Raw genomic sequence first — 14,709 nt, forward strand, 5'->3', positions numbered from 1 at the left:
GGTACTTAGAAGCACACCGCTTCTTATTATATATACCATACTGAAAATGTCAATACGGAGTGTACCATAAACCTTATTATAAGGGCGACCAAACAGCCGCCCTTATATAATAAGGAAATTTGATAAATCTTTTTGTTACCAAGATTAACTATTAAGCGTCAATCTCAGTTACACGGCCTGCACCAACAGTGTGGCCACCCTCGCGGATAGCGAAGCGGAGACCAGCCTCGATAGCGATTGGAGTGATGAGCTCAACAGCCATCTCTACGTTATCACCAGGCATTACCATTGGAACATCAGCAGGGAGGGTTACAACGCCGGTAACGTCAGTAGTTCTGAAGTAGAACTGTGGACGGTAGTTGGAAGTGAAAGCAGTGTGACGGCCGCCCTCTTCCTTGGTCAATACGTAAACCTGACCCTTGAACTTGGTGTGTGGGTTGATGGAACCTGGCTTAGCAAGTACCTGACCACGCTGAATGTCCTTACGGTCAACACCACGGAGCAGAGCACCGATGTTATCACCAGCCTGTGCGCTTGGGAGCAGCTTACGGAACATCTCGATACCAGTTACAACAGTGGAACGGGTCTCTTCAGCAATACCTACGATCTCAACAGTATCGTTCAGGTTCAGCTGACCACGCTCAACACGGCCAGTTGCTACAGTACCACGACCAGTGATAGTGAATACGTCCTCTACTGGCATCAGGAAAGGCTTATCGGTATCACGGGTAGGAGTTGGGATGTAAGCATCAACCTCTTCCATCAGCTTCAGGATGTTAGCCTTCTGCTCCTCGTCACCCTCGAGAGCCTTCAGAGCGGAACCAGCAACTACTGGAATGTCATCGCCAGGGAACTCGTAGCTGGAGAGCAGCTCACGAACTTCCATCTCAACCAGCTCTAAGAGCTCAGGATCGTCTACCTGATCAACCTTGTTGAGGAATACTACCATTGCAGGTACACCTACCTGACGGGCGAGCAGGATGTGCTCACGGGTCTGAGGCATAGGACCATCAGCGGCGGATACTACCAGGATAGCACCATCCATCTGAGCAGCACCAGTGATCATGTTCTTTACATAGTCAGCATGGCCCGGGCAGTCAACATGTGCATAGTGACGGGACTCAGTCTCGTACTCAACGTGTGCAGTGTTGATGGTGATACCGCGCTCTCTTTCCTCTGGAGCCTTATCGATGTTGGCATAATCCTCAAACTTAGCCATACCCTTCTCAGAGAGAACCTTGGTGATAGCAGCAGTCAGGGTAGTCTTACCATGGTCAACGTGACCGATAGTACCAATGTTAACATGTGGTTTTGTTCTTTCAAATGTTTCCTTTGCCATTTTGGATTATTTCCTCCTTATTATTCGCCTTTATTCTTGGCAATAATGCCATCTGCGATATTCTTAGGAACCTCCTCATAATGAGAAACTTCCATTGAGTAGTTACCGCGGCCCTGAGTCTTGGAACGCAAGTCAGTGGAATAACCGAACATACCGGAAAGTGGTACATAACCGTTGATAACCTGGGCACCATTACGTGCTTCCATGCCATCGATACGACCACGACGGGAGTTCAGGTCACCGATTACATCGCCCATGTATTCCTCTGGAACGATAACCTCAACCTTTACATAAGGCTCGAGAATTACTGGATCAGCCTTGAGGGCACCATTCTTGAATGCCATGGAACCGGCAACCTTGAATGCAGCCTCAGAGGAGTCAACCTCATGGTAAGATCCATCATAAACGATAGCCTTAACATCAACAACAGGATAACCAGCGAGAACGCCGGCCTCCATAGCCTGCTTGATACCAGCTTCGATTGGGCTGATGAATTCCTTAGGAATAGCACCACCCACAACCTTGTTCTCAAAGCTGAAGCCAGCACCTGGCTCCTGAGGAATAAGCTGGAGCTTGCAGTGACCATACTGGCCATGACCACCGGACTGACGTACGAACTTGCCTTCGCAGTCAACCTCCTTGCGGATGGTCTCTCTATAAGCAACCTGTGGGTTACCTACTACGCAGTCAACCTTGAACTCGCGGAGCATACGGTCAACGATGATCTCCAGGTGAAGCTCACCCATACCGGAGATAATAACCTGACCAGTTTCCTCATCAGTGCGAACCCGGAAGGTTGGATCCTCCTCAGCCAGCTTCTGAAGGGCAATACCCATCTTCTCCTGGTCGTTCTTGGTCTTAGGCTCAACTGCTACGGAAATAACCGGATCCGGGAATTCCATGGACTCAAGGATAATTGGATGATTTTCATCGCAAAGGGTATCACCGGTAGTGGTGTCCTTGAGGCCTACTGCTGCAGCGATATCGCCGCTGTATACAATATCAAGCTCTTTACGGTTATTGGCATGCATCTGGAGGATACGGCCGATACGCTCCTTCTTGCCCTTTGTGGAGTTAAACACATAGGAACCGGCGGAAAGGGTACCGGAGTAAACTCTGAAGAATGCCAGCTTACCAACGAACGGGTCAGCCATAATCTTGAAGGCCAATGCAGCAAATGGCTCGCTGTCGCTGGAAGGACGGGAGTCCTCCTCGCCGGTATCAGGGTTAACGCCCTTGATAGCTGCAATATCAGTTGGAGCAGGCATATAATCAACAACAGCATCCAGCATAGGCTGTACGCCCTTGTTACGATAAGAGGTACCGCAGGTAACAGGGCACATCTTACAAGCTATGGTAGCCTTACGGATTACGGCCTTAATCTCCTCCTCGGAAATTTCCTCACCCTCAAGGTACTTCATTGCAAATTCATCATCGAAGTCGGAAAGGGCCTCCATGAGAATCTCACGATACTCCTCAGCCTTATCCTTCAAATCAGCAGGAATTTCCACTTCGTCAGCTACCTTGCCAAGGTCGTCCTCGTAAATGATAGCTTCCATCTTAATCAGGTCAATGATGCCCTGGAAATCGTCCTCAGCACCGATTGGCAGCTGGATTGCAACTGCATTGGCCTGGAGACGCTCATGCATCATATTGATTACGTTATAGAAATCCGCACCAGTAATATCCATCTTATTTACATAAGCCATACGTGGTACGCTATATTTCTCAGCCTGACGCCATACGGTCTCAGTCTGAGGCTCAACGCCGCCGCGGGCAGTCAATACTGCCACAGCACCGTCCAAAACTCTCAGAGAACGCTCTACCTCTACAGTGAAGTCAACGTGGCCTGGGGTATCAATAATATTGATACGATGTTCCTTCCAATGGCAAGTGGTTGCAGCGGAAGTAATGGTAATACCACGCTCCTGCTCCTGTTCCATCCAGTCCATGGTAGCTGCGCCCTCATGAACCTCACCAATCTTGTGGTTGACACCTGTATAGAAGAGGATACGCTCAGTAGTGGTTGTCTTACCGGCATCGATATGAGCCATGATACCGATATTGCGAGTCTTTTCGAGACTATACTCTCTTGCCACTTGTATATCGCTCCTTAAACTTTACTTCTATTAGAAGATTACCAACGATAATGGGCAAAAGCCTTGTTGGCCTCAGCCATCTTGTGGGTATCTTCCTTCTTCTTGATTGCTGCGCCAGTGTTGTTGGCTGCATCCATCAGCTCGCCGGCAAGTCTCTCATCCATGGTCTTCTCGCCACGCAGTCTTGCGTAGTTTACAGTCCAACGGATACCCAGGGTCATGCGACGGTCAGGACGAACCTCTACCGGAACCTGGTAGTTGGCACCACCCACACGGCGGGCACGAACCTCCAGAACTGGCATAACATTCTTCAATGCAGTCTCAAAAACCTCCAGTGGATCCTGGCCGGTCTTGGAACGAATAATTTCAAATGCATCGTATACTACTCTTTCAGCAACGCCCTTCTTACCAGAAAGCATTACCTTGTTGATGAACTTAGTGACGATCTTGGAATGATACACTGGATCCGGTAACACGTCACGCTTAGGTACTGAACCTTTTCTTGGCATCTGTTTTTGCCTCCTTCCATAATCTTCAGTCTTTAGAATTGTTTTCCTGCTGCTTATGCTTTCTTAGCCTTAGCGCGCTTAGCACCGTACTTGGATCTGCCCTGAGCACGATCCTGAACACCAGCGGTATCCAGGGAACCACGAACAATGTGATAACGTACACCTGGTAAATCCTTAACACGTCCGCCTCTGATCAAAACAACGCTATGTTCCTGCAGATTATGGCCAATGCCTGGAATGTATGCGGTTACTTCAATGCTATTTGTCAAACGAACACGGGCAACCTTACGTAATGCGGAGTTTGGTTTCTTAGGAGTTGTAGTGTAAACTCTTGTGCAAACGCCACGTTTCTGTGGGCAATTCTTTAATGCCGGTGCTGTAGATTTATCCTGCATGCTCTGTCTGCTCTTGCGAACTAACTGATTAATTGTAGGCATACATGCACCTCCTTCCTTCAAATTGAGTATTTAGTATTTATTAAAAAATCACACTGTCCGTGCCTTCCCCCTCTGGGAAAGGTGGCAGCCCACAGGCTGACGGATGAGGTCATCACTTTGCAGACAGTATAATTTTTTTAACGATAGTGTCTATCTGAGAACTGCCACCGCAGCAGCCTTTACCCCGATGGAGCAGGCCTTGCCAAGCTCCTCCATGGTATATTCTGCTTCAACGGGAACCCCTTTGTCATTGCAGAGGCTTTTTAATGGTTCTGTAACCCTGCCCTCTGCATTTGATCCCAGAAATACGAACACAACCTGATTTTTGTTGACGGCTTTGGTTACTTGTTTGATACCGGTAACATGCTCTGCCCTCTTCAATTCATCCAGCTGCATAGGCTTCACTCCTATAAATGGAAATCCTCTTACCCTAGGCACAAAGGTATTTTAACACCCCCTAAAATCAATGTCAACACTTTATTTTTCTAGGCTTTTCTTGTACACGCAGTCTGGTGTGTCATAAGTTACACCAATATCACAGGCTGTGTACATGTGTATATCTTAGCTGTACACCACTTGTTTTTTCTGGCACACATAACCAACATATACTCATTTTTGACTTTTTTTCATTCACTTATGCACATTATTTCAATAAAATTTACTAAAATTTTTTTGTTCCCTATGGTTAAAATTGAAAAACAAAAAATCGGACTGAAGCATTGGTCAGTCCGATTTTTATTTTCTATTAGGCCCGAATATTATTTTCTGTTATGCCTTAGTATTATTTTCTGTTAGACCTGAATATTATTTAAGTCCGGCCATTACCTTTCGCATTGCCTCAGCAACATTTTCCTTGGTAAAGCCAAATTTTTCAAAGAGCTTGGCAGCCGGTGCCGATGCCCCAAAGGAGTTCATGCATACCGTTGCGCCATCCAGCCCCACGTACCTGCCCCAGCCGAAGTCCCGGCCAGCCTCAACAGCCACTCTTGCCCGAACCTTCTTGGGAAGGATTTTCTCCTTGTATTCATCGCTCTGCTGTTCAAAGATATCCATACATGGCATGGATACCACCCGTACATCCACGCCCTCCTTCTTCAGGAGTTCCTTGGCCTCAATGGCCAGGGCCACCTCGGAGCCGGTGGCAATAATAATTCCCTCAGGAGTTTCCCCGGAGGAGTCGGCGATTACATAACCGCCCTTCATGGCTTCCTTGCTGCTGCCGGAAAGGGGAGTCAAATTCTGGCGGGTGAGAACCAGGGCCGTAGGGGTCTTGGTGCTGGTAACAGCACTGTACCAGGCCACAGCCGTTTCCCTGTCATCAGCCGGACGGAACACGTTAATATTTGGCAGGCTTCTCAGCATAGCCAGCTGCTCAACTGGCTCATGGGTAGGTCCGTCCTCTCCTACGCCGATACTGTCATGGGTCAGCACGTAGGTAACCGGCAGGCCCATCAGGGCAGCCAGTCTAATCATTGGCTTCAAATAATCGGAGAATACAAAGAAGGTGCCGATATAGGTCCGCAATCCGCCGTGAAGGGTAATACCGTTGGCAATGGCACTCATGGCCAGCTCCCGTACACCGAAGTGAATATTCTTGCCGGCATAATTATCCTTGCCAAAGAAGGACTCACCCTTCATTTCAGTTTTATTGGAAGGAGCCAGATCCGCACTGCCCCCGAACATATTTGGCAAAATACCGTTCAGCTTATTGATGAGATTACCGGACAGAGCCCGGCTGGCCGTTGGTTTGTCATTTCTGGCCCAGAATTCCTCATTTTTAAGGAGGGCATCAGCATCCACCGGAGAATGGAATTTCTCCCAGCGTTTGGCCTCCTCCGGGAAATTGGCGCAGTAGGCGACGAAGAGCTTATTCCATTCAGCCTCAGCCTGTTCCCCCTTGCTGGCCAGCTCCCTGTAATCAGCATAGACCTTATCAGGAACCTTAAAGGCTGTATTCTCCGGCCACTGAAGATTTTCCTTGGTGGCCTGGAGATTTTCCTCACCCAATGGCTCACCATGGGCACTGGCCTTCCCCTGCTTGGCCGGACAGCCGTAGCCGATTTCCGTATGTACCCGTATAAAGGATGGACGGGCCGTATCCCTCTTGGCCTCCTCAATAGCCTTGCCAATAGCCCCGCAATCATTACCATCAGCCACATCGATGGTCTGGAAGCCGAAGGCCTCCATGCGCTTCATAACATCCTCAGTGAAGGCAAGATCCGTGCTGCCTTCAATGGAAATGCGGTTGCTGTCATAAATAACAATCAATTTGGACAGACCCAAGGTACCGGCCAGGGAGAAGGCCTCAGAGGAAATACCCTCCATAAGACAGCCATCGCCGCCCAATACAAAGGTATAATGGTCCACCACATCATAGCCCGGCTTGTTGAATTCAGCAGCCAAATGGCACTCTGCCATAGCCATACCTACAGCCATGGCCATCCCTGCGCCCAATGGGCCGGTGGTAGCCTCCACGCCTACAGTATGACCATATTCAGGATGCCCCGGTGTAAGGGAGTCCAATTGACGGAAATTCTTTAAATCCTCCACCGTCAGGCCATAGCCAAAGAGATGCAGCAGGGCATACAGCATGGCAGAGCCATGACCACCGGAAAGAACAAATCTGTCCCGATTGGCCCACTTAGGATTTTTTCCATTATGGTTCATATGCTTGCCCCACAGCTCATAGACAATAGGGGCACAACCCATTGGCAGTCCCGGATGACCGGACTTGGCCTTCTGAATCATTTCCGCCGCCAACACGCGGATAGCATTTATGCTATTTTTTTCTACATTATTCAACTAAACCCACTCCTTACAGCAAAACATTACCCATACATTATTTGGAGGCTATTACATCTATCTCAACCAGAACATCCTTAGGCAGCCGGCTGACCTCAACGCATACCCGGGCCGGGCAATTTTCGGTGAAATATTTGCCGTAAATTTCATTTACCCTGCCGAAGTCTTCCATGTTGGTAATATAGACGGTGGTCTTTACCACATCAGAGAGGCTGTAGCCTGCTGCGGCAACAATCTCCTTGAGGTTGTCCAGAACCTGGGTGGTCTGCTCCACAATGCCGCCCTCCACAACAGCACCGGTAGCCGGAACCAGGGGAATCTGACCGGAAACAAACAGCATGCCGCCGGCAGTCTTTACTGCCTGGGAATATGGGCCAATGGCCCCTGGGGCATTGTTGGTAGCAATAATTTCATTCATAAATATTTCCTCCTGTCTATTTTTTCAGAAATGCTGAATTACCACCTCAGGCCGGCGGCCAGCTCCCTCCGGGAGCCACGAGCTGGTATTCTGATTTTTCGAGAATTGCAAGGCCTGACTACCTCCCCGTACCTGTCAGGTCCGGACGCAGACTGGCAGCCTTGCCTAAAAAAACATGGTTGATTTCCCGCTGCTTCAGGTCGGTATCCACCAACAGAAGAACCCTTATACAGCGTTCCATGGCCCCCTCCACATTCATCTGGCGGGCATCAAACAGCGGAACGGCATCAAAGCCAGGCAGCTTTCTGGCACCGGAGGCCGGGAAGGCAGCTGTTATATCCTCAGTGGCACTGAAAATTGCTGCCCCAATATCCTCCGGCTTCACATTATTCCTTTTCAGCATCTCGCTGACAACCTCCTGGGTTGCAGCCCAGATTGCCTGGGCGGTATTTTCCTCTACAGTAGTAGCCCCACGTAATCCCCGCAAATCCATTCCTCCCTACAATAATATCTCCACACTGATTTACCCCCTCAGGCCCGGCGGCCAGCTCCTCCAAGGGAGCCAAGGGAATGGGGTATATTTATTCCACACTGATTTACTCCCTCAAGCCCGGCGGCCAGCTCCCCCATGGGAGCCAAAGGATTAATTATCAGCTGGACAGTACCTCTGTACCGGTTTCAGTAACCAATATGGTCTTTTCCCACTGGGCAGACAGGGAACCATCCTTCGTCCGAACTGTCCAGCCATCCTTCTTGTCCACAGTAACCTTGTACCGCCCGGCGTTAATCATGGGCTCAACGGTAAACACCATGCCAGGCACCAAAAGCATTCCCGTGCCAGGCTGCCCCACATGGGGCACAAAGGGCTCCACATGGAAATCCTTCCCTACTCCATGGCCCCCCAGCTCAGTAACAACGGAATAGCCGTTGGCCTTTGCATGGGCGTTTACGGCTGCTCCCACATCCCCCAGCCAGCCCCAGGGCTTTACGGCCTCGATGCCCAGCTCCATACATTCCTTGGCTACCCGCACCAGCTTCTCCGCCTCAGGAGTAGTATGGCCGCCCACAATAAACATACGGGAGGCATCAGCATAATAGCCATCCAAAATAGTGGTGATATCAATATTTACGATATCCCCTTCCTTTAATATGTTTTTTTTGGAGGGAATGCCATGACAAACCACTTCATTGATGGAAATACATATACTTTTGGGGAAGCCCTCGTAATTCAGGCAGGCCGGTATACCCCCATTTTTTTCAATAAATTCCCTGACTGCCTCATCAATAGCCCCGGTATTTTGCCCCGGCTCCACCATACTGCCGGCCAAATCAAGGGCCGCATCATTAATTACACCACTTTTTTTGATACCCTGAATATCTCCGGGAGTTAATATAATATCGTGGGGCGGCTTGCATTGGGATTTAAAGACATCATACCTGTATGACTCAATCCGTTCATCAAAATCCAAATGACATTTCTTATATTTTAATCCACTGCCACACCAACACAAATCATTTCTGTTCATTCTATTGAATGCTTCCTTTCAACTCTATAGTCCAATCTTTATTTAATCATAGTAAATTAGAAGAGGCAAGTATTTTTTATACAGCGGGATTACTATTTTACCAATCCATTTTTTCTCCTCATTTGACAATGAATATATAGGGTATTACAATATTTTTTAGTGACTCTTTTTTATGCTATATATAGATATGAAAGGATTGTTCGGAAAGTTGAACAGTAAAAGCAGAATACTTACCATTGCCTATATTATTTTTTCTTTTTTCCTGGTTATATGCCTGTGGAATATCAGGGAAAGTTATGGGGGCATTCCTGTACTGAACTATCACCAGGTTAATCCCGTGGAGAAAAACCCTCTGACAGTACCCCTGGATAACTTTGCCGCCCAAATTGAATATTTGGATGCCAACGGCTACACTACCATTTCCCCGGAGGAGCTCCATGACTTTTTGGTAAATGGTACCCAGCTGCCTGACAAGCCTGTACTTATCACCTTTGATGATGGCTATGCCGATAATTACGAATACGCATATCCCATTTTGAAGGAGCATAACATGAAAGCCAGTATTTTTCTGGTCTCCGATTATATGGAACGCTTTGACAATTACCTAAATTGGAAGCAGGTATATGAAATGAGCGAAAATAAGCTTTATATGGGCAGTCATACCCTAAGCCACTTTGAGCTGACTCCCCTGACCCATGACGAATTGGTAAATCAGCTGGTAGGGGGCAAGCTGGCCGTCGAATGGAAGTCCTTTAAATTCTGTGAATTTATTGCCTATCCCGGCGGCTTTTATAACCAGCAGGTCCTTTCTGAGGTTAAAAAGGCCGGCTACAAGGGGGGCTTTACAGTTTATAATGATTATGTACGCCAGGGTGATGACCCCTATACCATGAACCGCATTCCGATCTTTGGCAGCCAGCACTTTGTAATGCCAAGATTTTGGATACGCCTGCACATGGCCCCGGTGGTGGGCCGTATTGAGCGGTTCCGCTCCAGCCTCAGGGAAGCAGGTTATCCCCTGTTGGCCGAGCTGATATTTATCCCATAAGGAGAGGCCTATTGTCATGATTGCAAACATTATATCCTATGCCTGTCTCATGGCCCTGATTATCGCCTTTTTGCTGGCCATGGTCCGCATTTTAAAAAGAGACAACGTCATCAACGAGCTTATTCTTGGCTTCTATGATTACCAGACCATATCCAGGGAGGAGCTCATTGCCAGAATGTATCAGTACGCCTGCAATGATTTCCGCTTAAAGGGTCTCATAAAGAAATACAATGCCACTGAGGAGGACTACGCTATTATCTTTGATAAGCTTATCTACTGGGCCAATTTTAAAAAACGCAAGCGGTATCTTCCGGTAAATTCCTTCTTCTTTTACGGCTCATTGAAATATCTTCTCCGGCATAAGGAGGATGAGGCAAAGGCTATCACCATGAAGATGATGAATTATTTCCATTTTTGACCTGTTTAATATATCTTTAGCTGTAAAAAAGGGACTGCCCACTGATGAAAAATCATCATAGGGGACAGTCCCTTTTAATATTGTCTTATTTATCCTCCATTTTATGCTGATACTTTTTAATATCGCCCTTGAGGATATCAATATCGATATCAAAGCCGGCAGCATGACCCGGCTCACCCTTTATGGCCCGGTCATAATTATAGCTTTTATTTACTACCACCTCATCAGTCAGCTTTTCACTGTTGCGGATAATGATATTTCTGAATACGGTGAGATACTCTCCCTCCATCTTTTCCACATACAGCTCGTCCTTTAATTTTTGTATCTCAGCCTCGTACTCAGTGGCTGGCCGAAAATTCTCCAGGGCATGCTGATAATCATTGTAGGCTTCATCCCGTTTTACAACTGTACCCTCCTCCATATGCTCCCTTTTAATCAGGTCACCAATAACCGGATACTTTACTTTTACATAATCCAGGATTTCCTTATTTCGGTTCAGCTCCCGTATCTCTTCCTCCAGGGCCTCAATTTCCTGGGCCCGCTTCTGCATTTCGCCGTTCAGGGTCTTTATTCCCTCGTCCTTTTCCTGTATAAGCTCCCGGTCAGACACCTTTACATAAATTACGCCCATTACGCAAAGCAGTCCAAAAACACCGGCAACAATCATGGGTAACATGTTCTCCAATTTCCAATACTCCTTTTCTTTTTTAAACCTTGTGGATTTGCCGCAGCAGGGCAATGGCATTCATGCCCAAGCCGGTAAATTTCCCCACCTCTTCCGGGGTATACCCTGCAATAAGCAGCTTTCTGGCTATTTCCGTAGCATCATCACTATCGGAAATGTCAGGATCCTCAATGATATTTACATTCTCCTGCTTATCCCTTGGGGGAGCGGGGGCTTCTGCTATATGGTCCATGCCGGTCATATAGCTATCCTCCGGCTCACTGCTGATATCCACGTGAAGTCCCATATCATTTTGGGCTGCCTCCAAATTTTTGGAAACCTCCCGAAAGGCCTCCAGGGCCAACTGTGCTTCCTGGGGAATATCACTGTCAGGCTCCGGTTCATCGTATGCCGGCTGCTCCCCTGAATATTCCCCTGTATTGGCCTCAGCCGGTGTATCACCAGCTGCTGATATACCCTTAGCCGAAGCCGAAATATCAGCATATTCCACATTATCAGGTACCATGAGATCAGGATTTTTCAGATTGGAGTCCAACAGCTGTGAAAAGGCCCTGTCCTCCATTGAGGAGTCAAGCCTTGCCTCATTGGCCTTATACAATACCTCCTCTGAAATTTCAGCTGGGGAGGATGACCCGGCCGCCGCCATTTGGGCCTGCAATGCCCCCATATCCCGCGGCCCCACCCTTTGTCCCGTTGGAGCCTGCATGGGACTGCCCTGAAGGGCCTGAAGTCTCTTTAGCTCATCAATACGCTGCTGCAACAGCTCCGCCTTATAATCCGCTTCCCGCAGCAAGGCCTCCAAATGATCAACATGACCAGCCATGCGATTGATGATTTCATCTGCGGACTGCTCCAGCTCATAGCGCAGTCTTCCGGCAGAAGCCTCCATCACCTCAGGGTCCTCCTCCACCTTTTGGAGCTGTCTGCGGGCCAATAAGACAATAATTGCCCCAACAATGATTAAAAAACCTAAAATCTCAGTGGTCATCTAACTCTCCCATAAAATAAAACGTAAACCTATTCAGGTGGAGCTGTAAGCTCCACCTGAACTTAGTTGAATATTATCCGTCAACAGCGGATTAAAAGCTTATATCTATATTGTGACCCCTATATTGATCAACCGCCATTTTCTCAGGCTCTTGTTCCTGCTCCTCCTTGTCCGACTCCAGGGTTGGGGCCTTACGCTTTTTGGCTCTGTAGCCGCCCTTTCCCCGTTCCTCATCAGGGTTATCCTTTATCTTTTGGCCCTCAGCCTCTTCCTTGCTGCGGACCTGCTGCTGCAGATGCTCCTGCTCCTGCTGGTCCTTTACCGCCTGATAATCATGTACCACGGCACCATGCTGATTCATATTATGCTGAAGCTGACCTACATCTGCTGATTGAGGCACAGTCATTCTGATATTCATTGGGCTAAAATCCATACCCACGCCCCCTTCCATTGTCAATAGGGTCCTATCTTTATGAAATCATCTTCCACGTACTGGGTACAGCACTTTTCCTCCACCTGAACATTTTTCATAATGGAGTTGATGCTTAATCTGGCTCCCGGATACAGCGTATCCTTTACCCGAATTTTACCTCGCTTCATCTTTTGAAGCTCTGCATCCAATTCCTTAAGCAAACGTTCATTACGCTCTACAATACCTGCCAGCGGAAACTGGGAGCGTATCAATGCATTGAACCGCTCTGCCTTATCCGGTGGCAGCTGGCTGATATCCAGCTTTCCCAGTGTATTTACCATCTTGGTAACCTGATCAAGGCGCTTTTTGGCATCATTATATTCCTTTAACACGGTCTGATACTGCTTCTGGAGCATTGGATTTACACCAACTGCCAGCCGGGTAACCACATTGCTGGCATTGCCAATATTTACCGCCCTTATTTCTTCTCCCGCTGCCAAATAGCCACCATTAACCAGTCCCTTTTTGCCTTCAACAATAAGGGTATGACCGGCCCGAATGGTGGAATGCATCGAAACATCTGATATGATTACGTTGCCCCCGGCCTCAATATCAGCATTTTCCGCAAAGGTAGCCTGGAAATCATTTTCAGCCCGGACCTTACCGCGGTGCATTCCCTGAACGCCGCCATTGACAATGATATTACGGCCAATAACGTCTCCACCGCTAATCATGCCCTTTATCTCAATATCACCGGTGGCCTTAAGCTCAAAGCCCAGCTGAACATTGCCATTCACCGTTACGCCGCCCACAAAGTCGATATTGCCGGTGGCCATTCCCACATCGCCCCTGATGTCCAAATGAGGGTCAACACTAATCTTATTGCCGCTGTCCACAATCTGCCCGTCAATATCCGCAACCACAAAATTTTCATCCTTGATTACGGTATTCTTTCCGGCCGGAACCGGCTTTGGCTTACCAGGCTTCTGGCGTATAGGTGCACCATGTACGTTGGTGCCCGGCTTTCCCAGAGTATGGGGTATTCTTTCCGCCAGCACCTGACCCCGCTTGGCCAAAATAAAAATATTCAAATTCTTGTAATCTACCCGGTCATATTCGTCGGCCACAGGCCGCCCGGTAATACTCAAGTCATATTTTTTTACAATCTGGGCATCCAGACCATTCTCCGGCGGCACACCAAAGGCTACCTTGGTGATACGGCCTGTTTGGGCCGCTTCCTTTATGGCCTCTTCATCCAAACCAAAAACAATATTTTTTATAGCCAAGGCTTCCTTTATCATTTCCACTGTAGGAATTGCCTGATTATCCCTAATATCAAATCTGACCGTAACCTCCAGCTTGTCCCTGGACACATCCACAAAAATGCCGCCATAGTCCCGATTTTCATTTAATTCGTCCGTTGTAAGCTGAATATCAGTACTTCCCTTATGTTCATCTGATTTATAATTTTGGGGCACCACAAAGCTGTCGGATATTTTTGTGGGAATTCCGGACTGCTCACGTACCAACCTGGCCAAAAGCTCCAGATTGTAATCATCAACGCTGAATTCATTTAATATCTGACGCATATCCGATAATTCAAATTGAATGCCCGGCTCCAATGACTCAAATACAGTCAAATAAACACCGTCGTTACGAAATTCAAATAAATAACCGGAATCACGATTGCCGACTTTAGAGACTGAAGTATTACTATCCATAAACAGACCTCCTTTGGTTATCCCCTTCTCCCAAAGGATAACAAACAACGCTTCCATGCATTTATATAACGAGCTTTAAGATGTCCCCCACCTCTTTAGGTGGGGGAAAACAAACTACAACAGCTGGCGAGCATATCTCCCAGTGCGGACGTATCAAAGCAGCAACGATGCTTTGTTAATACGTCCCATGCGAAAGTGTCCTACAAAGCAAGACAATAGTCGAAGCTGAGTAGCTGACACTGACCGCCTCGTGCGACGCGCAGCTAGTCCTGTAAGGGCGACGCGAAGCTAGTCCTGAAAGGGAAAC

The 14,709-nt window shown here is 47.9% G+C and carries 15 protein-coding genes; 2 read left to right on the forward strand and 13 right to left on the reverse strand.

From position 1 onward, the window contains the following. Positions 1-151 precede the first annotated feature (151 nt). The 9 genes from tuf to map form a co-directional block, all read right to left on the reverse strand. Complete coding sequence (gene tuf, locus Q0Y54_RS07085) at positions 152-1,339, reverse strand: elongation factor Tu (RefSeq protein ID WP_297965727.1); 1,188 nt, start codon at positions 1,337-1,339, stop codon at positions 152-154. A 20-nt stretch (positions 1,340-1,359) separates the two neighbouring features. Further along, positions 1,360-3,438: an elongation factor G gene (gene fusA / locus Q0Y54_RS07090; protein ID WP_297965729.1), complete on the reverse strand. Its 2,079-nt coding sequence runs from the start codon at positions 3,436-3,438 to the stop codon at positions 1,360-1,362. Positions 3,439-3,476: 38 nt separating this feature from the next. Beyond that, positions 3,477-3,947, reverse strand: coding sequence for a 30S ribosomal protein S7 (gene rpsG / locus Q0Y54_RS07095; RefSeq protein ID WP_027397545.1), 471 nt, complete (start codon positions 3,945-3,947; stop codon positions 3,477-3,479). A 53-nt stretch (positions 3,948-4,000) separates the two neighbouring features. Beyond that, positions 4,001-4,384, reverse strand: coding sequence for a 30S ribosomal protein S12 (gene rpsL, locus Q0Y54_RS07100; protein WP_027397544.1), 384 nt, complete (start codon positions 4,382-4,384; stop codon positions 4,001-4,003). Positions 4,385-4,534: 150 nt separating this feature from the next. After that, complete coding sequence (locus tag Q0Y54_RS07105) at positions 4,535-4,780, reverse strand: ribosomal L7Ae/L30e/S12e/Gadd45 family protein (RefSeq protein WP_297965734.1); 246 nt, start codon at positions 4,778-4,780, stop codon at positions 4,535-4,537. Between the two features lie 408 nt (positions 4,781-5,188). Beyond that, positions 5,189-7,186, reverse strand: a complete 1,998-nt coding sequence (tkt, locus tag Q0Y54_RS07110; protein ID WP_297965736.1) for a transketolase — start codon at positions 7,184-7,186, stop codon at positions 5,189-5,191. Between the two features lie 37 nt (positions 7,187-7,223). Then, a complete protein-coding gene (locus Q0Y54_RS07115; RefSeq protein ID WP_297965738.1) occupies positions 7,224-7,604 on the reverse strand; it encodes a RidA family protein in 381 nt (126 codons plus the stop codon). A gap of 118 nt (positions 7,605-7,722) precedes the next feature. Further along, positions 7,723-8,091, reverse strand: a complete 369-nt coding sequence (gene aroH / locus Q0Y54_RS07120) for a chorismate mutase (RefSeq protein ID WP_297965740.1) — start codon at positions 8,089-8,091, stop codon at positions 7,723-7,725. 163 nt (positions 8,092-8,254) lie between these two features. Continuing rightward, positions 8,255-9,130 carry a type I methionyl aminopeptidase gene (gene map, locus Q0Y54_RS07125; protein WP_297965743.1) on the reverse strand — a complete coding sequence of 292 codons (876 nt, stop codon included), beginning with the start codon at positions 9,128-9,130 and terminating at the stop codon, positions 8,255-8,257. 208 nt (positions 9,131-9,338) lie between these two features. Between map and Q0Y54_RS07130 the strand changes: the two genes are divergently transcribed. Together Q0Y54_RS07130 and Q0Y54_RS07135 are read left to right on the forward strand one after the other, a co-directional pair. Further along, the gene (locus Q0Y54_RS07130) at positions 9,339-10,178 is read left to right on the forward strand and encodes a polysaccharide deacetylase family protein (protein WP_297965745.1); all 840 of its coding nucleotides are present in this window, start codon (positions 9,339-9,341) and stop codon (positions 10,176-10,178) included. Between the two features lie 16 nt (positions 10,179-10,194). Beyond that, positions 10,195-10,596, forward strand: a complete 402-nt coding sequence (locus tag Q0Y54_RS07135) for a hypothetical protein (protein WP_297965747.1) — start codon at positions 10,195-10,197, stop codon at positions 10,594-10,596. Positions 10,597-10,681: 85 nt separating this feature from the next. On the opposite strand, the gene Q0Y54_RS07140 is transcribed toward Q0Y54_RS07135, so the two are convergent. The 4 genes from Q0Y54_RS07140 to Q0Y54_RS07155 all read right to left on the reverse strand — a co-directional run bounded on the left by Q0Y54_RS07140 (position 10,682) and on the right by Q0Y54_RS07155 (position 14,402). Beyond that, positions 10,682-11,281 carry a hypothetical protein gene (locus Q0Y54_RS07140; protein ID WP_297965749.1) on the reverse strand — a complete coding sequence of 200 codons (600 nt, stop codon included), beginning with the start codon at positions 11,279-11,281 and terminating at the stop codon, positions 10,682-10,684. 22 nt (positions 11,282-11,303) lie between these two features. Beyond that, positions 11,304-12,269 (reverse strand): hypothetical protein, encoded by a 966-nt coding sequence (locus Q0Y54_RS07145; protein ID WP_297965751.1) that lies wholly within the window; start codon positions 12,267-12,269, stop codon positions 11,304-11,306. A 91-nt stretch (positions 12,270-12,360) separates the two neighbouring features. After that, on the reverse strand, positions 12,361-12,702 hold the full coding sequence (locus Q0Y54_RS07150; protein ID WP_297965753.1) for a hypothetical protein: 342 nt from the start codon (positions 12,700-12,702) through the stop codon (positions 12,361-12,363). 20 nt (positions 12,703-12,722) lie between these two features. Next, positions 12,723-14,402, reverse strand: coding sequence for a DUF342 domain-containing protein (locus Q0Y54_RS07155; protein WP_297965755.1), 1,680 nt, complete (start codon positions 14,400-14,402; stop codon positions 12,723-12,725). Positions 14,403-14,709 lie beyond the last annotated feature (307 nt).

This window comes from uncultured Anaerovibrio sp. (assembly GCF_947302755.1).
Classification (GTDB): domain Bacteria; phylum Bacillota; class Negativicutes; order Selenomonadales; family Selenomonadaceae; genus Anaerovibrio.